Source organism: Kitasatospora sp. NPDC048715 (genome assembly GCF_043198905.1).
GTDB classification, from domain to species: domain Bacteria; phylum Actinomycetota; class Actinomycetes; order Streptomycetales; family Streptomycetaceae; genus Kitasatospora; species Kitasatospora lactacystinica.
Map to the genome: position 1 here is coordinate 11,881 of NZ_JBICVH010000023.1, position 15,690 is coordinate 27,570.

Sequence of the window (15,690 nt, forward strand, 5' to 3'; positions counted from 1 at the left end):
CGGCTACAGGCCCGCCCCGGTCAGCAGCCGCTCCATGTGCTCGACGGGAAGGAACGGCGAGGCGGCGGCGGCCCGCGCGACGTGTTCGGAAGGGTCGGCGAGCAGGCGCAGCAGGGACGGGAGCGGAAGGTTGCGGTGGGCGGCGACGGCCCGGCGCACACGCTCCTCGGGGTCGTCGGCCAGCTGCCCGGCGAGTTCCGCGGGCAGGTCCGGATCGCGGGGCGCCAGGGAGCGCAGCCGGGGCTGGGGGTCGGTGGCGAAGCGGCGCAGGGTCTGCGGGGGGAACGGCAGGACCTGCGCCCTGTCCCACCAGAACGTGAACTTGTCGCGTCGGCGGTAGCGGCGCTCGATGTCCTCGGCGGTCGCCGGGTCGACCAGGTGCGGGGCGGAGTGCGCCATGGTGAGGCGGACCAACTCCTCCTCGTCGCCGAGCAGTCGGGCCACCGCCCCGGCGGGCAGGTCCTTGGCGGCGGCAGCCGAGGCCCGGAAGCAGACGTAGGGCGAGTCGACGTGCGGCAGCGGGTCGGCCGTCACCCAGTCAAGGCGCAGGATCCGTAGTTCCGTGGGCGCGAAGGAGTTCTCGTACCAGCGCAGGAAGGCCTCGTCGTCGGCGTCGGAGCCCGGCTCGGCCGTCGACCGCGACGCCTCGTGGACCGAGGCGTGGATCCGTGCCCGCTCGTGCCCGGGTGTGTCCGGACGGGCGAAGACGTTCACCCGCACGCTCAGGGCCGGATCGACGGCCAGGGCCTCGCGCAGCGCCGGCGGCAGGTCGGGATGCCGGGCGAGTTCGGCGCGCACGCCGGCGTCCGGGTCCTCGGCGAGCCGCCGGGCGGTGTCCGCGTCGAGGACGGCGTGGACCACTGCGCCCGCCCGGGTCACCGGGTCCGCCAGCAGCGCCGGCAGCAGGTCCGCGGGCGGTACCGGATGCGGCGGGTGCGCGGAGCAGGTGGAGCAGGCGGCGGCGCGGACCTCCGGCTCGGGGTCGGTGAGCAGGATCCGGCGCACCGCCTCCGGGGCCTGCGTCCAGTGCTTCGCCAGCGCGGCGCGGACCGCCGGGTCGGGGTCGGCGGCGAGACGGGCCCTCAGGTCGGGCGGGGTGCCGTCCGACTGGGCCAGGTGTTCGCGGACCTTCGAATCCGGATCGTCGACGAACTGCTCCAGCATCCGCCTCGGCGCGGTCGCGGCGCGGACGGCGAGCGCGGCCCGCACCCCCTCGTCGGGATGGGCGGCCAGGCGCAGGCGGAAGCGGTGCGGCAGCCGGTCGTTGAGGGCCAGACTGTGCAGGAGCCAGTGGTCGCCGGTCGCGACGATCTCGTCGATCATGTCCTCGGTGAGGTCCGCACGACCCGCCACCTCCCCGAATCCGTGCCGCCGGGCGAACAGCCGCCGGACCATCGCGGCGGGCAGGGCGGGGTTCACGGCCAGCCCGTCCAGCACGTGGTCGAGGCGGACCGGGGTCGGGTCGTCGGCGTCCATGCGGCCAGGGTGTCAGGCGCTCGGCGATGCGCAGCCGCCGGGCCCCGCCCGCGCACCGGCCGGGCGCCCGCTCAACCCCCCGGGTGCGGCGGCTCCCTGACGGCACCGACGCCGACCGTCCCCCGAGGTAGGCGATCGCCGCCTGCGTCGCGCTCCTCGCCCGCTCAGGCCCGGGCCGCGGAGGCGGCGGGGACGGCACCCAAAGCACCCACGGCACCCACGGCGCGCAGGGCGCGGTCGGCGGTCTCCCGCCTCTCGCCCACCGGGGCCACGTAGTCGAGGACGGCGCGCGCGGCGTCCTCGCCGAGGGTGCGGGTGATCACCCAGGTCGCGAGGTACTGGGAGGCCAGGCAGCCGCCCGCCGTGGCGATGTTGCCCTCCGCGTGGAAGGGCGCGTCCAGCACGGTGACGCCGCGGGCCTCGACGAACGGGCGGCTCGTCAGGTCCGTACAGGCCGGCATGGCGCCCAGCAGGCCGAGGTGGGCCAGCACCAGCGCGCCGGAGCACTGGGAGCCGATCAACTGCCGCGCGGGGTCGAGCGGCAGCCGGGCGAGCAGCGGCGCGTCGGCGACCACGTCGCGCGTCCGCACCCCGCTGCCGATCAGCACGACGTCGGCCTCGGTGACGAACCCGATCGGGCGCTGCCCGGCGACCTCGACACCGTTCATCGAGGTCACCCGCGGCGTGGGCGTCGTGATGAAGGCCTCCAGGCCGTCCTTGCGGCAGCGGTTGATCAGCGCGGAGGCGATGAAACTGTCGAGCTCGTTGAACCCGTCGAAGGTGACCACGGCTACCTGCACCATCACACCACTCCCTCATGCGGCACCGGATGTCCGGCTGCGCCCAGTGTGCCGTGCGCCGCCCGCGTCCGCGGATCCTCCCGCGGACGCGGGCGGCGCCCCGGGGCCTCCCCCGAGCTTCCCCGGGGGCCCGGCCGGGAGCGGCACCGGTCCGGGCCGCCCCCTCGACTGCCCCGGCGCGCCGGGCGTATGCGCCGCCGGCCGGGCCGAGGTCCACGACGTGCCGCGAACCGGGACGCGCCCCGGTCAGAGACCGCCGCCGCAGCCCCCTCCGCAGCCGCCCCCGCAGGACGCGCCGCCGCAGCCCCCGCCCAGGCCCACGCCGCCGCTGCCGCCGCTGTGGGAGGTGGTGGTGCTCCTCGTGGCCACGGCCCGGGCGAGGGCGTTCGAGCGGGCGCGGGCCGCCTCCCGGCAGATCCGCAGGTCGTGGCCGACGGGCAGGGCCGACAGCCCGCCCAGGGCCACCGTCGCCGGCCCCTGCCCGCGGCGCTCGGCCGTCCGGGCGTCGGCGAGCACGCGGGAGCCGAGCGCGGTCAGCGGGCGCAGCGGGCGCACGGGCGGCCGTACCCGGTGGTTGACCCACAGGGCGGCCGCGAACAGCGCGGTGAAGCCCACCGGCGGCAGGAGCCAGTTCTCGTGCCGTGCGAGCGTCCACACCAGGGCGGCCGCGCCCGCCGCGGCCACCGCGAGGAGCACCACGGGCATCCACCCGTAGGCCTTGCGCACCCGCTCGACCAGTTCCTCGTCGTCGAGCAGACCCGAGGCCGCCAGCCGCTTGCGCAGCGCCTTCGCTTCCGGCGACCAGTCCACCGACGGGATCAGCTTCCCGATGTCGCCGGTGCGGGTGAACCTCAGCGAGCGCACGGCCACCGCCTCGAACCCGTCCCCGGCCCCGTCCGTGGCCTCGTCCCCGGTCGTGGCTGCCGTGGTCAGTGTGACGTCACCGGAGCGGGCGGCGACGATCCGGCCCCTGTCGTACATCTCCGCGAGTGTCAGCTCCGCCAGGTTCCCGGCCAGGCAGGCGAGTTCCTCCCGGTCGAGGTCGAAGTCCCGGCCCGTCGCGAGCCGTTCGGCCCGGTTCAGCTCGCGCAGCGCGCGGCGGCAGCGCACCCCGGCCGCGGCCAGCGCCGCCCCCGTCCCCACCAGAAGGACCAGGACCACCCACATGACGCCCCCTCTCCCCACAGGTCGGCCCAGTGTGGGCGCGTCAGGGCCGGGCGGCAAGTCCCGGGCCCGGCAGGGGCCGTGGGATGTACCGGGCGCTGCACCGCCGGGGGCCGGACGGCGGGCCGCCCGGCCCCCGGTGCCGTCACGCACTGACAGGCGACCGGGCGACGGGGGCATTGACGCAGCCGTCCGCACACGCGGTGCCGTGGACGCCGTGGCCGGCGTGCGGGTCGGCGGCGGCGGACAGGGCGGGGACGTCTCGGCGGAGCGGGCGGCTTCCCTGCGGGGGCGGTCCCGGAAGGCGCCGGGGTAATGTCACGGGCCGACGGGGCGAACAGGGAGTGGGCGCCGCGGACCTGCCCAAGTCCGCGCCGGTACGGGCCGGAGGGGCGGGGCCAGTGGTCGGCGAGGGAGCGTGCGGCGACGCGGGCGACGGCTGCGTGGACGGGGGTGGGGCCGGAGACGAGTTCCAGCAGGCGCGGGGTGGTGGCGGGGACGGTGAGCAGGTGGGCGAGGGCGGCGGCGGCGTCGGGGCGGTCGATCTCGCCGGGGCCGGTGTGTGCGGCGAGGTGGACCAGGCCGGTGCCGGGCCCGTCGCGGAACCAGGCGGGGCGCACCACGGTGCTGTCGAGGTCCGGGCGGGAGAGCTGGCCTGGTAGGCGCGGCCCTTGGCGCGCAGGAAGGTCTCCACGAGGGGGTCGGCCGGGTAGTGCGCGGCCGGGTCGGAGCCCATGGCCGACAGGAGGACGAAGCGGCGTGCCCCGGCGTGGTGGGCGGCGCCCTGTTCGGGGCGCCGGATGATCCCGGACACCCGCAGGCCCCGGCCTGTGAGCAGACGGGTGGTCAGGAGTGCGACCCTGCCGTGGCCGCCTGCGATGACTACCGGCATGCGGGCACCTTACGGTCCGGGTGCCCGCCGGCGGGCCCCGCCGTGCGGGTGGGGCGCGGCGGGGCCCGGGGTCGCGGTCAGAGGTCGTGGTCGGGGCCCGGTCAGACGGCGACGAAGCGGCGGTGGCCGTCGGCGGCGAGGACGCGGCCGAAGCGCATGCCGGGGAAGTGGGCGGCGACGAGGAGGTCGTCGGTGTCGGCGGCCCGGTCGGCGATGCGGTTGCGCGCGGCGGAGGCGGCGGCGGGGTCGATGTCCCAGACGACCTGCCAGTCGCGTTCGGCGAGTTGGACGACGGAGTGGACGACGTCGCCGAGCAGCAGGGCGCGTCGGCCGCCGGAGGAGAGCACGTAGACGGTGGTGCCGGGGGTGTGGCCGGGGGTGTGGAGGGCGTCGATGCCGGGGGCGAGGGTGGTGTCGGCGTCGAAGAGTTCGAGTTGTGCCTCGACGGGGGCGAGTTTGGCGACGGCCTCGGGGGTCGCCGCGTCGCCGGTGACGAAGTGCTGCCAGTCGGCGCGGTGGGCGCGGTAGGTGGCGTTGGGGAAGACGGGCCGGCCGTCGACGGCGGCCCAGCCGACGTGGTCGAAGTGGAGGTGGGTGAACAGGACGTCGGTGATGTCGGCGGGGGTGGCGCCGTGGGCGGCGAGGGAGTCGAGGAGTGCGCCGCCGCGGTACTTGCCGTCGTCGTGGGGGCCGACTCCGGCGTCGACGAGGACGGTGCGCTGCCCGCTGCGTACGAGGAAGCCGCCCAGGGGCAGGGTGAGGGTGCCGTCGGGTTCGAGGTGGTGGCGGTGGCAGGCCCAGGGGTCGTCGGTGCCGGGGCGGGTGAGGATGTCGGCGGCCCGTTCGCTGCCGGTTCCGTCGGTGATCGCCTGGACGTCGATGTCGCCGATCCTCATGTGTGTGCCCTCCTGTGGCCGGCTGTCGGTGTGCCCGTGGCGGACCGGGGTCCGTTCGTGGGCTGTCGACGGCAACCTTCCCGGGCGGTACGGGATTCCCGTGCCCGGCGCGCGGGGGGCGGGCCCCGCCGTCCCCTTGCCCGGGGGGACGGCGGGGCCTTCCTGCCACCCTGCGCCAGATGGTCGGTGGGCCCCCGTCAGACGGTGGCGAGGGCGGGGGCCGGCACGGCGGCCGCACCAGCGGCGGGCGCGGCGGCGGCGGGCGCGGCGGCGGCGGGCGCGGCGGCGGCGGGCGCGGCGGCGGCGGGCGCGGCGGTGGCGGGCCGGGTGAGGCAGTCGTCGGTGAAGGCGAGGGCGCGCAGGTGGTAGGGGCGGGCGGCGTGGCCCAGGGAGAGGTTGTGGCCGGCGCCGTGGGCGGTGACCAGGTGGGCCAGGCCGGTGGGGAAGGCGGCGGTCAGGGCGGTGCGGGAGGCCTCGTCCAGGCGCCACCAGTGTTCGTGTTCGGCGAGGGTCAGGCGCACGGGGACGCGTACGCGGGCGGCGAGGGCGCTGTAGCGGGCGGGCCAGGTGGCCAGTTCGCGGGATTCGAGGGCGGGGACGGGGGTGAGCAGGGTGCGGGCGGCGTGGAAGGTGCCGGGCGGGTAGAGGTTGAGGGGGCCCCAGTTGAGGCGGCCGCCGCCGGCGAGGTCGTCGGGGCGGTCCCAGGCGCCGGGGGCGTAGTGCTGGGCGAGGCCGGAGATGTCGCAGCCGAGCAGGGGCAGGCGGGGGTTGTCGGGCCAGTGGGCGGCGAGTTGGAGGGCGATCTTGCCGCCGAAGGAGTGGGCGAGGAGTTGGACGCCGGCGCCGGTGTCGTGGGCGCGGGCGTAGTCGGTGAGGGCGGCGTGGAGGGTGGCGGCCTGGTCGGCGATGAGCTGGCCGGCCGGCAGGCGGTGGGCGGAGGCGCCGTGGCCGGGGCGGTCGACGGCGAGGACGGTGTAGCCGAGGTCGGCGGCGAGGGTGAGCAGGCTGGTGTCGGGGTGGGCGGGGCCGGCGAAGTAGGCGGCGCGCATGCCGCGGCCGTGGACGGCGAGGAGGACGGCTTTGGGGGCGCGGTCCTCGGGTTCGGCGACCAGGGCGGACAGCGGGATGCCGGCGGCGTCCAGGACCAGGGAGCGGGTGCGCAGGTCGGTTCTCACGCGGCGACTCCGGTGCGGGCGTTGTCGAGGTCGGCGAGCCAGCCGGTGAGGTCGGGGTTGCGCATGAGGGAGGTGCCGATGAGCAGTGCGGCGTAGCCGGCGTCCAGGAGGCGGGCGGCGTCGGCGGGGTCGGTGATGGCGGAGGCGGAGACGGGGGCGCGGCAGCCGGCCGCGCGCAGGGCGGGCAGCAGGCGCAGGCTGCGGCCGAGGTCGCCGCGGTCGCGTTCGCGGGTGCGGATGTCCTTGTTGTTGACGGCGACGACGCAGTCGGCGATGCGGGGCAGGGCGTCGAGTTCGCGTTCGTCGGTGATCTCGACGAAGGGGGTCAGGCCGAGGTCGAGGGCGCTGGTGACCAGGCGGGCGAGGGAGGTGGCGGGCAGCAGGGCGGCGGTGAGCAGGACGGCGGAGGCGCCGAGTGCGCGGGCGGCTTCGAGTTGGGCGGGGCGGGTGAGGAAGTCCTTCTGCAGGACGGGCAGTTCGGTGGCGGCGGTGACTTCGCGCAGCAGGCGGGGGGTGCCGCCGAACCAGCGGCCGGTGACGACGGACAGGCAGGGGGCGCCGGCCTGTTCGTAGCGGGTGACGAGGTCGGTGACGGTGCGCGGGCCCAGGAGGTCGGTGCCGTGGGGGTCGCGGAGTTTGACTTCCATGACCAGGGGGCGGGCGGCGGTGAGCAGCGCGTCGATGAAGCTCGGGCTCATGCGGTCGTCTCCTGGAGGCGCGGGTGCCAGGCGCGGGTGAGGGCGGTGACGTTCTCGTGGGTGAAGCGGCCGGTGCGGTCGCGGGCGGCGGAGTCGATGTCGGCGCCGGCGTAGAGGGGGTGGTCGGTGATGGTGCGGTAGGTGTCGCGGTTGGTGGTGCTGAGGCCGCCGGCGAGGAGGAAGGGGATGGTGAGGCGGGGCAGCAGGGCGTGGACGTGGGCGGGGTCCAGGGGTTGGCCGGTGGAGCCGACGCGGCCGTCGTCGGTGACGGTGTCGAGGAGGAACAGGTCGCAGCCGGCGCGGGCGAAGGCGCCGGTGAAGGCGCGTTCGAGGCAGCGTCCTCGGGAGAGGTGGAGGACTTTGACGAGGACGGCGTAGGGCAGGTGTTCGCGCAGTTCGGCGACGAGGGCGGGGCTCTGGTAGGCGTGGAGCTGGATCCAGCGGATGCCGGTGGCGCGGGCGAGGGCGGCGAGGGTGGGGGCGTGGTCGAGGAAGGTGACCAGGACGGGTTCCAGGCCCAGGCGGATGGCGGTGGCGGCGAGGTCGGCGAGGCGGTCGGCCTCGAGTTCGGCGGGGCCGCCGGGGATGCCGTGCCACAGGCCGACCAGGGTGGGGCCGGTGTCGGCGAGGAGGGTGAGGTCGGCGCGGGTGCGGGCGCCGCAGACTTTGAGGTGGCCGCTGCGGGTGGGGGCGAGCGGGGCGGCGGGGGCGGTCATTTGCCGAGTCCGAGCATGGCGGCGATGCGGTTGTACTGGATCTCGTTGCTGCCGGAGTAGATGGTGCCGGCGACGGCGTTGCGCACGTCCTTCTCCAGTCCGTATTCGGACATGTAGCCGTTGCCGCCGAAGACCTGGACGGCGGCCAGGGAGGTGGCGAGGTTGGATTCGCTGGTGAGGAGTTTGGCGATGGCCATGTCGACGGTGACGTTGTCGCCGGCTTCCAGTCGCTGGGCGGTGTCGTACAGCCACTTGCGGGCGGTTTCCAGGCGGATCTTGGTGTCGACGATCTTGTTGGCGACGGACTGGTAGGAGCCGATGGGTTTGCCGAAGGACATGCGGGTCTTGGCGTAGTCGAGGCAGCGGGCGAGGCGGTGCTGCATCTCGCCGGTGTTGACGATGAAGGTGTAGAGGATCTCGCGTTTCATGACGTGGTCGAGGACGAGGAAGCCGCCGCCGACGCGGCCCAGGACGCGGTCGGCGCCGACGCGGACGTCGTCGAGGTAGAGCTCGGAGAGGGGGGAGGTGCGCAGGCCCATCTTCTTGACGGGGTTTCCGGTGGTGAGGCCGGGGGTGTCGGCGTCGACGAGGAAGGCGGTGACGCCGAGGGCTCCGCCCTGGGGGTGGGTGCGGGCGTAGACGACGACGACGTCGGCGACGGGGCCGTTGGAGACGAAGGTCTTGGAGCCGTTGAGGACGAAGTGGTCGCCGTCGCGGACGGCGCGGGTGCGCATCTGCATGGCGTCGGAGCCGGATTCGGACTCGGTGATGGCGTGGGCGCCGATGGCGTCGCCGGAGGCGATGCGGGGCAGGTAGGCGTCCTTGAGGGCGGGTGAGCCGAAGGCCTGGAGGGGGACGCCGGTGGAGGCCATGGAGGTGGTGACGGAGAAGTTGAGGCCGCCGTCGCGGCAGGTCTGGCCGAGGCCTTCGAGGACGTACATGGTGGTGAGCAGGGACTGGCCCAGGCCGCCGTGGCGTTCGTCGAAGGGCAGGGAGAGGATGCCGGTCTTCTGGATCAGGCGCCACTTGTCGTGGGAGAAGGCGGCCTGTTCGTCGCCTTCGATGTGGCCGGCGCTGAGGTCGTCGCCGAAGCGGGCCAGGCCCTCGCGCAGGGCCGTCTGGTCGGCGTTCCAGCGGATCATCGGGGGTGCCGCCTTCCTCCCGGGCCGTCGGGGCCCGGGGTGGCAGGCCGGCGCCCGGTGGCGCCGGCTGACGTCGGTTCCAGGGCCCGTGCGGGGGCCCGGGCCCCCGGGCGGTGGGTGGGGGCGGCGGGCCCCGGGTGGGGCGCGGGGTGCCTGGCGGGGGTGCCTGGCCGCGGGTGCCTGGCGGGGTGGCTAGTAGGCGGAGGAGGAGTGGGCGTCGAGCTGGTGGACCTCGTCGCCGCGCAGGGCCGGGGAGAAGACGCAGACCAGGCGCAGGTCCTCGTGGGGGCCGGCGACCAGGTAGTGGGCGTCGTGCTCGTCGAGGGCGTAGAGGCGGCCGGGGGTGATGGGGTGGGAGTTGCCGTCCATGTCGATGACCTCGCCGGAGCCGGCGATGCAGTAGCAGGCCTCCAGGTGGTTGCGGTACTCCAGGCGGGACTTGGTGCCGGCGTTGACGATGGTGTCGGTGAGGCTGTAGCCGAGGTTGTCGCTCTCGACGAGGAAGCGGCGGGACAGGCCGTTGCCCCACTCGACGGTCTTCACGTCGGCCAGGTCGCGGATCAGCATGCGGGTTGTTCCTCTCGGGTGGTGGTGCCGGGGGTGGTGGGGGTGTGCGCGGTGGCGCGGGGTCCGCCTCTTGCGTCCGGGTGAGGGGGGCGGGCGGGGCGGAGGTCGGTGAGGAAGGCGCGCAGTTCGGTGACGGCGTCCAGGCCGTGGGCGGCTGCGTGTTCCAGGCGGGCGACGGCGGCGGAGCCGACGATGGCGGCGTCGGCGCCGGTGGCGGTGACGGCGTCCAGGTCGGCGGCGGTCCTGACGCCGAAGCCGATGGCGACGGGGGTCGCGGGGGCGGCGGTGCGCAGGGTGGCGACGGTGGTGGCCAGGGCGCGGTGGCCGGTGGTGGGGGTGGTGCCGGAGCGGCCGTAGTGGGCGACGAGGTAGACGTAGGCGCCGGTGGCGTCGCGGGCGGCGGCGGCGAGGACGTCGGGGGCGGAGGCGGGGTAGCAGGTGGTGACCTGCGGGAGGCCTTCGTCGCGCAGGGCCTGCTGCCAGGCGGGGCGTAGGCGTGGGGGCAGGGCGTGGACGAGCAGGGCGCGGGCTCCGGCGGCGGTGGCGGCGCGCGCGGTGGCGGCGGGGTCGCGGTGGCGCAGGCTGTGGCTCCAGTCGGCGAGCAGGACGACCTTGAGGTGGCGCAGCCGGGGGGTGAGGTCGGTGAGGTCGGCGAGGACGGTGTCCCAGGTGGTGCCGGTGTGCAGGGCGCGGGTGGCGGAGCGGCGGATGACGGGGCCGTCGGTGGGCGAGTCGGGGAAGGGGACGGCGAGTTCGAGGACGTCGACGCGCTGCTCGTCGAGCATGAGGGCGAGGTCGGTGAGGCGGTCGGCGGGGTCGCCGGCGTTGAGGAACAGGGCGAGGCCGGGGCGGTCCTGGGGGAAGAGGGGTTCAGGCACGGGTGGCCTCCGGTCGGCGGGCCGCGGGGTCCGGGGCGGCGGTCCCGGCGGGCGGTGGCGCCGGTGGCGCGGGTGGCGCGGGGCGGGCGGGGCGGGCGGGTGCGGTGGCGAGGCGTTCGGCCAGGGCGCGGGGGGTGCCGTCGGCGAGGGCGTCCAGGGCGGCGTCGTAGGCGGTGTTCCAGTGGGTGTGGCGGCCGGAGGCCAGGGCGAGGGCGGCGGCGTTGAGGGCGATGGTGCGGGTGGCGGTGGTGCCGGCCTGTCCGGCGAGGGCGCGCAGGAAGTGGCCGGTGAGGTCGCCGGGGTGGGGGGCGAGGTCGGCGAGGGTGCCGGTGTCGGGGGCGACGCAGCCGGCGGGCAGGTGGACGGTGCCGGTGGGGGTGTGCAGGGTGTTGTCGGCGAAGGGCAGGAGTTCGTCGGCGCCGGTGCGGTTGTGGGCCAGCCACACGGTGCGGGCGGGCAGGCGGGCGGCCAGGGGGCGCAGGGCGTCGAGGGCGGCGGGGGTGGAGACGCCGGTGAGCTGGGCGGTGACGGGGACGGTGGCGAGCAGGGGGCCGAGGGTGTTGAGGAAGGCGCCGAAGGGTTTGAGGGTGAGCGGGTAGAGGGTGCGGGCCAGGCGGGTCAGGGGCGGCGGGTAGACGTGCGGGCCGGCGAAGGCGATGTTGTGGCGGGCGAGGTGGTCGGCGGTGGCGGCGTGGCCGGAGGTGAGGGTGATGCCCAGGCGCTCCAGGAGGTCGACGGAGCCGGCGGCGCTGGTGTAGGCGCGGGAGCCGGTCTTGACGACGGGGATGCCGATGGCGGCGGCGGTGAGGGCGGCGGCGGTGGAGAGGTTGAAGGTGGCCGGTCCGCCGCCGGTGCCGACGATGTTGACGCTGTGGGGGTGGGCGGGGCCGGGGTCGGGGGTGCGTTCGGTGAGCGAGGTGACCAGGGCGGCGAGGGTGTCCGGGTCGGGCAGGCGGGTGGTGAGGCCGGCCAGCAGGGCCGCCGCCTGGGCCCGGTCGGTGTCGGCCGGGCCCAGGGTGCGGTGTTCGAGCTGGTCCCACCACGAGTGCCAGGCCTCGGCGTCGACGGGGCGGGCGGCGAGGAGCGCGGTGAGGGCCGGGTGCACGGGTGTCAGCCGCCCACGGTGGCCGCGGCGGCGGTGGCGGCGGTGCGGCGTTCGGTGATGAAGGCGTCGATGGCGGCGACCGAGCGGAAGTTGTTGGGGTCGAGGTCGGTGTCGTCGACGGGCAGGGCGAAGTGGTCCTCGACCCAGGCGATGAGCTTGAGGACGCCGAGGCTGTCGATGACGCCGTCGGAGAGCAGGTCGTGGTCGTCGGCGAGCTGGTCGGGGGTGATGTCGGGCAGGAACTCCTCGATGAGGAACCGCTTGATCCGGTCGATGTTGCTCATGGCGGGCAACTCCCTTGCGTGAGTGGGTTGTTGGTGTTCGGTGGTGCGGGGCGCGGGGTGCGGGGTTTCAGGGGGCGGGCAGGACGGCTTTGCGGTCGACCTTGCCGGTGGCGGTCTTGGGCAGGGGGGTGTCGTGGATGGCGAGTTTCTCGGGGACGGCGGCGCGCGGCAGGTTGCGGGCCAGGTGCTCGCGCAGGACGAGGCTGTTGAGGGTGGAGCCGGGGGTGCGCTGGACGGCGGCGTGCAGGCGTTTGCCGGTGAGCGGGTCGCTCGCGGCGGCGACGGCGGCCTCCCGCACGTCGGGGTGGGCGAGCAGGACGCGTTCGATCTCGGCGGTGTTGACGGCGACGCCGCGGACCTTGACCTGGAAGTCGGCGCGGCCGGTGAGGTGGATGCGGCCGCTGTCGTCGCGGGTGACGAGGTCGCCGGTGCGGAACCAGCGCCGTCCCTCGCCTGCGCCCTCGGGGCGGGTGGTGAAGCGTCCGGTGTCGCGGGAGCGGTCGAGGTAGCCGGCGGCCTGGAAGGGGGTGGAGACGTGGAGTTCGCCGCTGCCGGGGCCGGTGAGGGGGGTGCCGTCGTCGGTGGTGATGAGGGTGCGCACGCCGGGCAGGGGCTCGCCGATGGGCACGGGCAGGGCGGCCGCGGCGTCCAGGCGGTCCAGGCGGTGCAGGAAGCTGTCGTTGGTCTCGGTGCAGCCGTAGATGTTGTACAGGTGGGCGTTCGGCAGCAGGGCGGGCAGCGCGGCGAGGGTGCGGGCGTCGATGGCGTCGCCGGTGAACGCGGCGTGCTCGACGCTGTCCAGCACGGCGGCGGCGGGGCCGGCGGCCTGGACGAGCAGGGCGTAGGCCAGGGGGACGGCCTGCAGCACGTGGGGGCGGTGACGGGTCAGCAGGGTGAGCAGGTGGCGGGCGTTGAGGGCGTGGGCGGGGTCGATGAGCAGGCAGGTGCCGCCAGCGGCGAGGGTGGCCCACACGTCGAGCAGGGCGAGGTCGAAGTTGAGGGGCGCGTAGTTGGCGACGACGCGTCCGGGCCCGAGGTCGAAGGTGTCGTGGGCCCAGGCGGTGAAGCGGTCCACGGCCGACCGGGCGAGGGGGACGATCTTGGGCAGGTCGGTGGAGCCGGAGGTGGTGAGCATGAAGGAGGTGCCGGCCGCGAGGGTGGGCACCGGCGCGGGGTGGGGCAGGGCGGGCAGGGCGGGGGTGTCCTGGCCGAGGGGCGCGAGCAGGCGCCGGGCGCCGGCCTGGGCGAAGAGGGCGGCCAGCAGGGCGGGGGCGAGCTGCGGGGAGGGCAGCAGGAAGGGCCGGCGTTCCATCAGGCAGGCCAGCACCAGGGCGATCGCGCCGGGCGACTTGACGGCGTACAGGCCCACCGGCTCCCCCGGTGCCAGCCGCAGGGCCCTCAGGCGGGCGCGTTCGGCCTCGGCGGCCTCGGCGAGCTCGCCGTAGGTGACGGTGTGCTCGTGCCACAGCAGGGCCGGGGCGGTGGGGCGGGTGCGGGCGTGGGCGGTGAACGCGTCGGGCAGCGCCAGCGGCGCCGGCGGCGCGGGGGCCGCACCCGGGGCGCCCGTCGCGGTCGTGCCGGTCGCGGGGTTCGTGCCGGTGGCGGTCGTCGCGGTCGTGCCGGTGGCGGTCGCGGGGTTCGTGCCGGTGGCGGTCGTCGCGGTCGTGCCGGTCGCGGGGTTCGTGCCGGTGGCGGTCGCGGGGTTCGTGGCGGTGGGGTTCGTGGTCACGGGGTTCACTCCCCCGCCGGTGCGATGCGTGCCCAGCCGGCCTTGACGGCGGTGCCGGTGGCGGTGGCGACGGTGAAGCGCACCACGGTGCCCCGGTCGTGGGGCTGCAGGGTCAGGCGCAGTTCGGTGCCGGGCACGGTGGGGGCGGCGAAGCGGGCGCCGAGGGCGGTGACGCGGGCGGGGTCGCCGTCGGCGTGCAGGTCGGTGATCCGTTCGGCGGCCAGGGCGACGAGGTGCATGCCGTGGGCGATGGCGGTGGGGAAGCCGGCCGCCCTGGCGGCGTCCTCGTCGAGGTGGATGGGGTTGAGGTCGCCGGAGGCGTGGGCGTAGGCGGTGGTGTCGGCGGCGCTCAGGACGTGGGTGGAGACGTGGCCGGTGCCGTCGGGGGCGGTGCCGGGGTGGGCGGCGGCGGGCAGGGCGCCGTGGGGTTCGGTGCGGGTGGCGCCCAGCAGGAGGGCGGCGGTGGCGAGGTCGGCGACGGGGGCGCCGGTGGCGGCGTCGGTGAGGCGGGTGGTCAGGGCCAGGCGGGTGCCGCGGGCCTCGCGGCGCACCGCGGTGACCTCGACGGCGATGTCGAGGTCGCCCGGGGCGAGGGGGGCGTGGGTGCGGATCTCCTGGGCGAGGTGGACCACGCCGGTGAAGCCCGGGTCGCCGGCGGTCAGGGCGGTGACGGTGTGCTGGGCGAGGGCGTGGGCGGCGACGAAGGGGTGTGCGGGGCTGGCCCCCTCGCGCCGCGGGGCGCCCAGGTGGGCGCGGGCGGCGGCGCGGTAGGCCGTCAGGTCCTGCGCGCTGATGTGCAGGCGGGTGCGCGGGACGGGTCCCGGCGCGGCGGTGGTCGCGGCGGGGGCGGGGGCGGTCGTGGGCGGGGTCATAGCGGGGTCACCACCAGGGTCGTGTTGTGGCCGCCGAAGCCGAACGAGTTGGACAGGGCCGCGCCGGCGCGGATCGGGCGCGGCGCGGTGTGCACGACGTCGAGGTCCAGGCCCTCTTCGGTCTTCTCGTGGTTGGCGGTGGGAGGGACGGTGCGCTCGTTCATGGCCCCGATGGCGGCGATCAGCTCGACGGCTCCGGCGGCGCCGATCAGGTGGCCGATGGCGCCCTTGGTGGAGGTGACCGGCACGCCGTGGGGGCCGAACACGGCGCGCAGGGCGGCGGCCTCGGCCCGGTCGTTGTGCACGGTGGAGGTGCCGTGGGCGTTGACGTGGGCGATGTCGCCGGGGGCCAGGCCCGCGTCGGCGAGGGCGGCGCGCATCGCGGCGACGGCGCCGGCGCCGTCGGGGCGCGGGTTGGACAGGTGGTAGGCGTCCGCGCTGGCCCCGTACCCGGCGAGCAGCGCGTAGGGGGTGCGGCGGCGGGCGCGGGCGTCGTCCAGGCGTTCCAGGACGAGGAAGCCGGCGCCCTCGCCCATCACGAAGCCGTCGCGGTCGGCGTCGAAGGGCCGTGAGGCGCGGGCGGGTTCGTCGTTGCGCAGGGAGTGCGCGCCGAGGTTGCCGAACGCGGCCAGGGTGACGGGGGTCAAGGTGGCCTCGCAGCCGCCGGCGATCACCACGTCCGCGCGTCCGCTCTCCAGCAGCAGTGCCGCGTGGCCGATCGCGTCCGCGCTGGAGGCGCAGGTGGTGGCGATGGTCAGTGCCGGGCCGCTCCAGTGCAGGCGCATCGCGATCTGGGCGGCGGCGGCGTTGGGCATGGTGACCAGCGGCATCAGCGGGGAGACGCGCAGCGGGCCGTGCTGGGTGTACAGCGCGGACTCGCGGTCGCTGGTGGTGCGTCCGCCCACGGCGGTGCCGACCACGATGGCGCTGCGCCCGGGTTCGGGCTCGGGGTGGCCGGCGTCGGCGTGGGCGGCCAGGGCGGCGAGGGTGCCGTAGCGGGCGAAGGGGTCCAGGCGGCGGGCGTCCTTGGCGGGCAGGTGCGCGGTGTCGGGCAGGTCGGTGACGCGGCAGCCCAGGCGCACCCGGTGGCGGGCCAGGGCGGGGTCGGTCAGGGCGGTGGCGGTGGAGCGGCCGGAGGCGACGGTGCGCCACAGGTCCTGGACGCCGTGGCCGGCGGGGCTGACCACGCCGAGGCCGGTGACGGCGATCGGCGGCCGGTGGTGGGGGGCCATGGCTTCGTCTCCTTCGCGCTGCACGCGGGCGGCCCGGCGGTGGGAAAAAGAGGGGGTGAGGGGG

General features: G+C 76.2%; 16 protein-coding genes. 1 reads left to right on the forward strand and 15 read right to left on the reverse strand.

Annotation, left to right across the window (positions count from 1 at the left end):
• Positions 1-3: 3 nt before the first annotated feature.
• The 3 genes from ACGFSC_RS35820 to ACGFSC_RS35830 form a co-directional block, all read right to left on the reverse strand.
• Positions 4-1,476 (reverse strand): hypothetical protein, encoded by a 1,473-nt coding sequence (locus ACGFSC_RS35820; protein WP_359914878.1) that lies wholly within the window; start codon positions 1,474-1,476, stop codon positions 4-6.
• A gap of 164 nt (positions 1,477-1,640) precedes the next feature.
• Positions 1,641-2,279: an AraC family transcriptional regulator gene (locus ACGFSC_RS35825; RefSeq protein ID WP_359914876.1), complete on the reverse strand. Its 639-nt coding sequence runs from the start codon at positions 2,277-2,279 to the stop codon at positions 1,641-1,643.
• Between the two features lie 243 nt (positions 2,280-2,522).
• Positions 2,523-3,437, reverse strand: coding sequence for a TIGR04222 domain-containing membrane protein (locus ACGFSC_RS35830; RefSeq protein ID WP_392864563.1), 915 nt, complete (start codon positions 3,435-3,437; stop codon positions 2,523-2,525).
• Between the two features lie 404 nt (positions 3,438-3,841).
• Here ACGFSC_RS35830 and ACGFSC_RS35835 point away from each other — a divergent pair, with 404 nt between their 5' ends.
• Positions 3,842-4,102, forward strand: a complete 261-nt coding sequence (locus ACGFSC_RS35835; protein WP_392864566.1) for a hypothetical protein — start codon at positions 3,842-3,844, stop codon at positions 4,100-4,102.
• Between the two features lie 331 nt (positions 4,103-4,433).
• Here ACGFSC_RS35835 and ACGFSC_RS35840 read toward each other — a convergent pair whose 3' ends face one another.
• The 12 genes from ACGFSC_RS35840 to ACGFSC_RS35895 form a co-directional block, all read right to left on the reverse strand.
• Entirely contained in the window at positions 4,434-5,228 is a 795-nt protein-coding gene (locus ACGFSC_RS35840) for an MBL fold metallo-hydrolase (RefSeq protein WP_359911880.1), read from the reverse strand.
• Between the two features lie 197 nt (positions 5,229-5,425).
• Complete coding sequence (locus ACGFSC_RS35845) at positions 5,426-6,403, reverse strand: alpha/beta hydrolase (protein ID WP_392864569.1); 978 nt, start codon at positions 6,401-6,403, stop codon at positions 5,426-5,428.
• Positions 6,400-7,101: an indole-3-glycerol-phosphate synthase gene (locus ACGFSC_RS35850; RefSeq protein ID WP_359911886.1), complete on the reverse strand. Its 702-nt coding sequence runs from the start codon at positions 7,099-7,101 to the stop codon at positions 6,400-6,402. Before ACGFSC_RS35850 ends, ACGFSC_RS35845 begins: the two co-directional genes overlap by 4 nt.
• Complete coding sequence (locus ACGFSC_RS35855) at positions 7,098-7,817, reverse strand: N-(5'-phosphoribosyl)anthranilate isomerase (protein WP_359911889.1); 720 nt, start codon at positions 7,815-7,817, stop codon at positions 7,098-7,100. Before ACGFSC_RS35855 ends, ACGFSC_RS35850 begins: the two co-directional genes overlap by 4 nt.
• Positions 7,814-8,959: an acyl-CoA dehydrogenase family protein gene (locus ACGFSC_RS35860; protein ID WP_359911892.1), complete on the reverse strand. Its 1,146-nt coding sequence runs from the start codon at positions 8,957-8,959 to the stop codon at positions 7,814-7,816. The genes ACGFSC_RS35855 and ACGFSC_RS35860 overlap by 4 nt, the downstream gene beginning before the upstream one ends.
• A gap of 192 nt (positions 8,960-9,151) precedes the next feature.
• Complete coding sequence (locus ACGFSC_RS35865; protein ID WP_359911895.1) at positions 9,152-9,526, reverse strand: ectoine synthase; 375 nt, start codon at positions 9,524-9,526, stop codon at positions 9,152-9,154.
• Positions 9,520-10,404, reverse strand: a complete 885-nt coding sequence (trpA, locus tag ACGFSC_RS35870) for a tryptophan synthase subunit alpha (RefSeq protein ID WP_359911898.1) — start codon at positions 10,402-10,404, stop codon at positions 9,520-9,522. The genes ACGFSC_RS35865 and trpA overlap by 7 nt, the downstream gene beginning before the upstream one ends.
• Entirely contained in the window at positions 10,397-11,509 is a 1,113-nt protein-coding gene (locus ACGFSC_RS35875; RefSeq protein WP_359911901.1) for a hypothetical protein, read from the reverse strand. The genes trpA and ACGFSC_RS35875 overlap by 8 nt, the downstream gene beginning before the upstream one ends.
• 5 nt (positions 11,510-11,514) lie before the next feature.
• The gene (locus tag ACGFSC_RS35880; RefSeq protein WP_359911904.1) at positions 11,515-11,793 is read right to left on the reverse strand and encodes a phosphopantetheine-binding protein; all 279 of its coding nucleotides are present in this window, start codon (positions 11,791-11,793) and stop codon (positions 11,515-11,517) included.
• A gap of 67 nt (positions 11,794-11,860) precedes the next feature.
• A complete protein-coding gene (locus ACGFSC_RS35885) occupies positions 11,861-13,522 on the reverse strand; it encodes an AMP-binding protein (protein ID WP_359911907.1) in 1,662 nt (553 codons plus the stop codon).
• A 5-nt stretch (positions 13,523-13,527) separates the two neighbouring features.
• A complete protein-coding gene (locus ACGFSC_RS35890) occupies positions 13,528-14,394 on the reverse strand; it encodes a MaoC family dehydratase (protein WP_359911910.1) in 867 nt (288 codons plus the stop codon).
• Positions 14,391-15,626, reverse strand: coding sequence for a beta-ketoacyl-[acyl-carrier-protein] synthase family protein (locus tag ACGFSC_RS35895; RefSeq protein WP_359911913.1), 1,236 nt, complete (start codon positions 15,624-15,626; stop codon positions 14,391-14,393). The genes ACGFSC_RS35890 and ACGFSC_RS35895 overlap by 4 nt, the downstream gene beginning before the upstream one ends.
• Positions 15,627-15,690: the final 64 nt, after the last annotated feature.

Bases quoted from the DNA above. Each gene is read 5' to 3' on its own strand.
- ACGFSC_RS35820 (WP_359914878.1), bottom strand. From the start codon at position 1,476: ATGGACGCCGACGACCCGACCCCGGTCCGCCTCGACCACGTGCTGGAC.
- ACGFSC_RS35825 (WP_359914876.1), bottom strand. From the start codon at position 2,279: ATGGTGCAGGTAGCCGTGGTCACCTTCGACGGGTTCAACGAGCTCGAC.
- ACGFSC_RS35840 (WP_359911880.1), bottom strand. From the start codon at position 5,228: ATGAGGATCGGCGACATCGACGTCCAGGCGATCACCGACGGAACCGGC.
- ACGFSC_RS35850 (WP_359911886.1), bottom strand. From the start codon at position 7,101: ATGAGCCCGAGCTTCATCGACGCGCTGCTCACCGCCGCCCGCCCCCTG.
- ACGFSC_RS35855 (WP_359911889.1), bottom strand. From the start codon at position 7,817: ATGACCGCCCCCGCCGCCCCGCTCGCCCCCACCCGCAGCGGCCACCTC.
- ACGFSC_RS35860 (WP_359911892.1), bottom strand. From the start codon at position 8,959: ATGATCCGCTGGAACGCCGACCAGACGGCCCTGCGCGAGGGCCTGGCC.
- ACGFSC_RS35865 (WP_359911895.1), bottom strand. From the start codon at position 9,526: ATGCTGATCCGCGACCTGGCCGACGTGAAGACCGTCGAGTGGGGCAAC.
- ACGFSC_RS35880 (WP_359911904.1), bottom strand. From the start codon at position 11,793: ATGAGCAACATCGACCGGATCAAGCGGTTCCTCATCGAGGAGTTCCTG.
- ACGFSC_RS35890 (WP_359911910.1), bottom strand. From the start codon at position 14,394: ATGACCCCGCCCACGACCGCCCCCGCCCCCGCCGCGACCACCGCCGCG.
- ACGFSC_RS35895 (WP_359911913.1), bottom strand. From the start codon at position 15,626: ATGGCCCCCCACCACCGGCCGCCGATCGCCGTCACCGGCCTCGGCGTG.